Source organism: Candidatus Lernaella stagnicola (assembly GCA_030765525.1).
Lineage (GTDB): Bacteria > Lernaellota > Lernaellaia > Lernaellales > Lernaellaceae > Lernaella > Lernaella stagnicola.
In genome coordinates this window covers 1-4,037 of sequence record JAVCCK010000001.1, presented here as the reverse complement: position 1 = coordinate 4,037, position 4,037 = coordinate 1, and the positions used below count along the sequence as shown (strand labels likewise).

Here is a 4,037-nt window from a genome sequence, read left to right as displayed (position 1 = left end):
CCCAGCGAAACGCTTCCGGCCGCGGCAACCAGCGAACGTTCGGTTTCGAAGGTCATCAGGTCGACGCTGAAATCGGGCGCGCCGCCGCCATCGAGGGCGAAGTGCAACAGGCTCTCATCGTTGAGTTGAACGGCGACCCACGCCTCGTTTGTCGTGTCGGACAAGCTCACACTTTCGGCAATCCCGCCCGGTAATTCGTGGTGCCAGACGACACACGGGTCATCATCATCGTCGTTGTCGTCATCGTCATCGTCGTCATTGTTGTCATTGTCGTCGTCGTCATTATCATCGTCGTCATCGTCCCCGGCGGTGTCGTCATCATCGTTGTCGTTGTCATCATCGTCATCGTCGCAAGCTGCAAAGGTGATCGCGAACATGAAAACCGGTAACGCAATTATCGCCACCAATTGAAATCGAGTTGCATTCATCGTTCAGACTTTCATCAGTCTGTTTTCGTCCAGTACTCCCAGCCGTCGTCCGGTAACGGAAAACCCAAACCACCTGAGCTATGCATCACCACAGGCGATTCATTGTACCCACTGATACGGCTGTATTGAAACTGCATCTCGCCAGATGCTACGTAAAAAAAGCCGATCCATTCATTAACTTCTTTACCCGCGTCAAGTTCTACTGGATCAAATGCGACCTCCAATTGGCCAATGTCCATGGTCTGCTCATCCACATATTCGACTCGCAGTGGAAGCGCGTAATAGTAAGTGATTCCAGAATTGGGATCATATGCTTCTGGCCAATACCAGTCTCCGTCGGGATCGCAAGTGACTTCGCGGAGACGTTCGTTGCCGTCTTCGTATTCGCCTACGTAATACTCCAAGATTTCGAGGGCGACCTGCCGGTTCTTCTCCGAGGCGTTTTCCGGTATGCACTCGGCGGGCGAGACCGGCGTATCGTCATTGTTGTCATCGTTATCATCGTTGTCGTCGTCATCATCGTCATCGTCGCAAGCCGAGGAAAAAACAGCGCCGACAAATACCGCAAACAACGCTAAAAGGACCAAAAGATATTTCATACTTTTCATTACCAACTCCCGCATTACTTAGTCTAAAGTAACGCTCACCGTTTCGATTAATCCGTTTTCGATCACACTATACTGACCGATAAGTACCGGCGTGTAGTTATCTTGGCCTTCCCGGCTTTCCGCCTCATTGTAGACCATGAAGAAATTTTCCGAATGTGGCTCCCGCTCGCCGCATCTTTCTCGAATGACTGACTTGAGTTTTTCTTCGGCTTCGTCGTAGCCGGTTAAAACAACGGTTGTTCCCGAATCTTCCGTGATTGGTCTCCACTTGATGTCCGCTCTCCAAAGCTCGCCGTGAGCGTTGAAGAAGAACTTAGCGCCCCCGCCGAATACTTCCAAATCTCCAAGATGCCTTTTACACGATACGGCGAAACCGGCCACCTTGGGCAAACCAACGTCGTTGCCTTCGGCGTCCTCTAGCTGGGTCATGATTTTTCGAACGAACACCTCACCGACCTCCTCGCCGTTTACGCCAAGAGAAACGGCAAGAGAAACGGCTTTTTCGCGAATTTCGCTGTCCGATAAAGAAATTCCATCCTTCTCCAGTTCAGGCCGTGCAACGTTTTTTGCTACGAAAATCATATGTCCTGAAGGCTGCGCACGCCGCACAGTCCCTTCGGATGTTTCGAGGCGTACCCAATACCTGATTTCCTTCATTTCCGCCTCGCTGATAGATAGACCCAAGGCCGAAGCATCTTCCCTCAGCCGATCGGTCACATCCTCAAGCTGTGCAATCTCGAATTTCGACGCCGCTTGCCCAAGTGTCGCATCTTGCGCCTTTGCACTAATTGAAACCATAACCACACATAATAGCACGCTAAAAATAACTATTTTTGTTCTCATTGTAATGTCCTTCCCGCATTTAACTAATCGTCGATAACGCCCGCGCCTTTGCCGTGACAACCGCTTATATATAATCTTTTATACAATGTTGGATCCTCAACGTCGGTCCACGATGCCCGATTCCCGTATGTTTCATACTGAAGCCGCGAAAGCATGTAACTCTGGTATTCCCCAGCCGTATACGCGACGGGACAACGGTCGTAGAGAATATATATTCCCTCTGCTACCTTGACTCTGAAAACGTTTTCCGCCCACAATGCGATCCACTCATACGCTACGGAATCACTTTGCGCGTCCTCCGCGAATGCTTCGTATTCGCTGTGCATGTTTAGATCGGCTTCTCCATGATACCCAGTAATTAGATGTACCCCGTTAAAAACGGGGCGCCACGTGTTTTTATGGGAGTCATCACCGGTTGTCATGGAGTGGCAGCTATGCATATGCAGAAATTCCAAGTCGGACGTGACGCCACAACGTGTCCCGCCGAGATGCATATCGTACCTCGGCCAAACAAAACAGTCGTCGTCTCGAAACCGATTACCGGAAAAGCGAAAACTCGTTGTTCCAGACTGAGTGCGCGTAATACCATGACCTTCTATAATACCAATGTCGAAAGGTTCGAGGTTCGCATCGTCGCGGCCATAGCTTTTTAGGACACAGTCAGACATCGTCCGCTTGACGTGATAACTTGAATCGTTGAAGTCCGTAACGTCCCAGTTAGCGTCCTCCATCGCATCCATGTATCCCTGAAATGTATATGTGTGGTCGGCTGTGTTTGCCAAGCTACATTCATCGACGGCATAACTAACAAGGAAAAGCATGACATCATTGTCGGCGAGCGCAGCGGAAACGAAAACTAACCCCACAACTACCAAAGCCACTAACAAAAACCTTTTGCTCATCGAAGTTCTCCTCAAAATGTTCGTAAAGTAAGCAACATTACACAAGCGTTCAAAGAACAGTATCGTCTGCTAGCTGCAATAGTGCTATAAGAATAATTTCAATTCAAGAGAAAAAAAAAGAAAGAATAGTTTTAGGCGACATAAAGGAAGACTTCATGTTTGAGGAGTAGAAACCGATTGTTTTGCGGGCGTAGCGGAGCGAGTAACTCAGCGCACCAAATACTGCGCGTCCAGCATATACACGTCGCCGCCGCTGCCGATGTCGTTGGCGTGGACGGCTTTGCCGCCGACGATGATGTACCGCCCGTCTTCGCTGAGGTCGACGTCGAACGGCGAACCGGGCGTGTCCAGGCCTCCCAGCAGGTTCATTTGCCGGTCGAAAACCTGCAATTCGGGGTGGTCGTTGGTTTCCAGGCCCCAGGTGACGGCCACGAGAACCGATCCGTCTTGCGATGCTTGCGAGCGCCACGGCGCATCCTGGAATTCTCCGGCGCCGGTGGTGGTGTAGCGGCCGAGTTCGGAACCGTTGGTGAGGTCTACCGCGCGATAGGTCACATCGCGGTCGTTGCTGTAATTGCGACTGACGGCAAACAGCGTTTCGCCATCGCCCGACAACGCCAGTCCGTTGCCGTACCATTGCGTTGCCTCGGCTTCGCTCCAGGCCAATTCCCACCCCTTGGCGGTTTCCACATATGCCGCCGCGTCGAATCCGCCGGCGGTCACTGCGTTGCCGTCACGCGAGATCCCGTGCCGGCCGCCGGAGCCGCTCACCGCAAAGGAAAAGAGCTCTGAAAGATTCGAGATATCGATAACGCTTGCCGTCGCGCCTTCGGTGAACACGGCGCGTGCGCCGTCATCGGAAAGCTCTACCGTGCTGATGTTGGCAGTTTGTTCCAGCCGACGTAATTCGACGCCCGTCCCGCCGTCGAGTACGACAAGCAACGTCGTTTCGGCCTCGGGATCGCGGGCCCCGGCCACGACCACCGAACCGTCGGCGGCCACGTCGAGCGCGCCGCTAAGCATCGTGAAGCCTTCGTCGAAATCGTAGGTCCACAATGCCGTGTCGCCGTTTGTGGAGTTGAACGCCGTGGCAAACACATCGTCGCCCGTGCTTTGAATCACGGCCACACCCAGCGAAACGCTTCCGGCCGCGGCAACCAGCGAACGTTCGGTTTCGAAGGTCATCAGGTCGACGCTGAAATCGGGCGCGCCGCCGCCATCGAGGGCGAAGTGCAACAGGCTCTCATCGTTGAGTT

General features: G+C 52.8%; 5 protein-coding genes. All 5 read right to left on the bottom strand.

Features of this window, described 5'->3' with window-relative positions; all coding sequences use genetic code 11:
- Positions 1-428 (bottom strand): hypothetical protein (locus P9L99_00025; GenBank protein ID MDP8221715.1); only part of this gene is annotated, 428 nt, incomplete at its 3' end.
- A gap of 14 nt (positions 429-442) precedes the next feature.
- Complete coding sequence (locus P9L99_00020) at positions 443-1,036, bottom strand: hypothetical protein (GenBank protein ID MDP8221714.1); 594 nt, start codon at positions 1,034-1,036, stop codon at positions 443-445.
- Between the two features lie 18 nt (positions 1,037-1,054).
- A complete protein-coding gene (locus P9L99_00015; GenBank protein MDP8221713.1) occupies positions 1,055-1,879 on the bottom strand; it encodes a hypothetical protein in 825 nt (274 codons plus the stop codon).
- Between the two features lie 23 nt (positions 1,880-1,902).
- Positions 1,903-2,781, bottom strand: a complete 879-nt coding sequence (locus P9L99_00010) for a DUF6345 domain-containing protein (GenBank protein MDP8221712.1) — start codon at positions 2,779-2,781, stop codon at positions 1,903-1,905.
- Between the two features lie 207 nt (positions 2,782-2,988).
- A partial coding sequence (locus P9L99_00005; protein ID MDP8221711.1) for a hypothetical protein occupies positions 2,989-4,037 on the bottom strand: 1,049 nt, incomplete at its 5' end.

Coding starts and splice junctions, on each gene's coding strand:
- P9L99_00020 (MDP8221714.1), bottom strand. CDS start 1,036: ATGAAAAGTATGAAATATCTTTTGGTCCTTTTAGCGTTGTTTGCGGTA.
- P9L99_00015 (MDP8221713.1), bottom strand. CDS start 1,879: ATGAGAACAAAAATAGTTATTTTTAGCGTGCTATTATGTGTGGTTATG.
- P9L99_00010 (MDP8221712.1), bottom strand. CDS start 2,781: ATGAGCAAAAGGTTTTTGTTAGTGGCTTTGGTAGTTGTGGGGTTAGTT.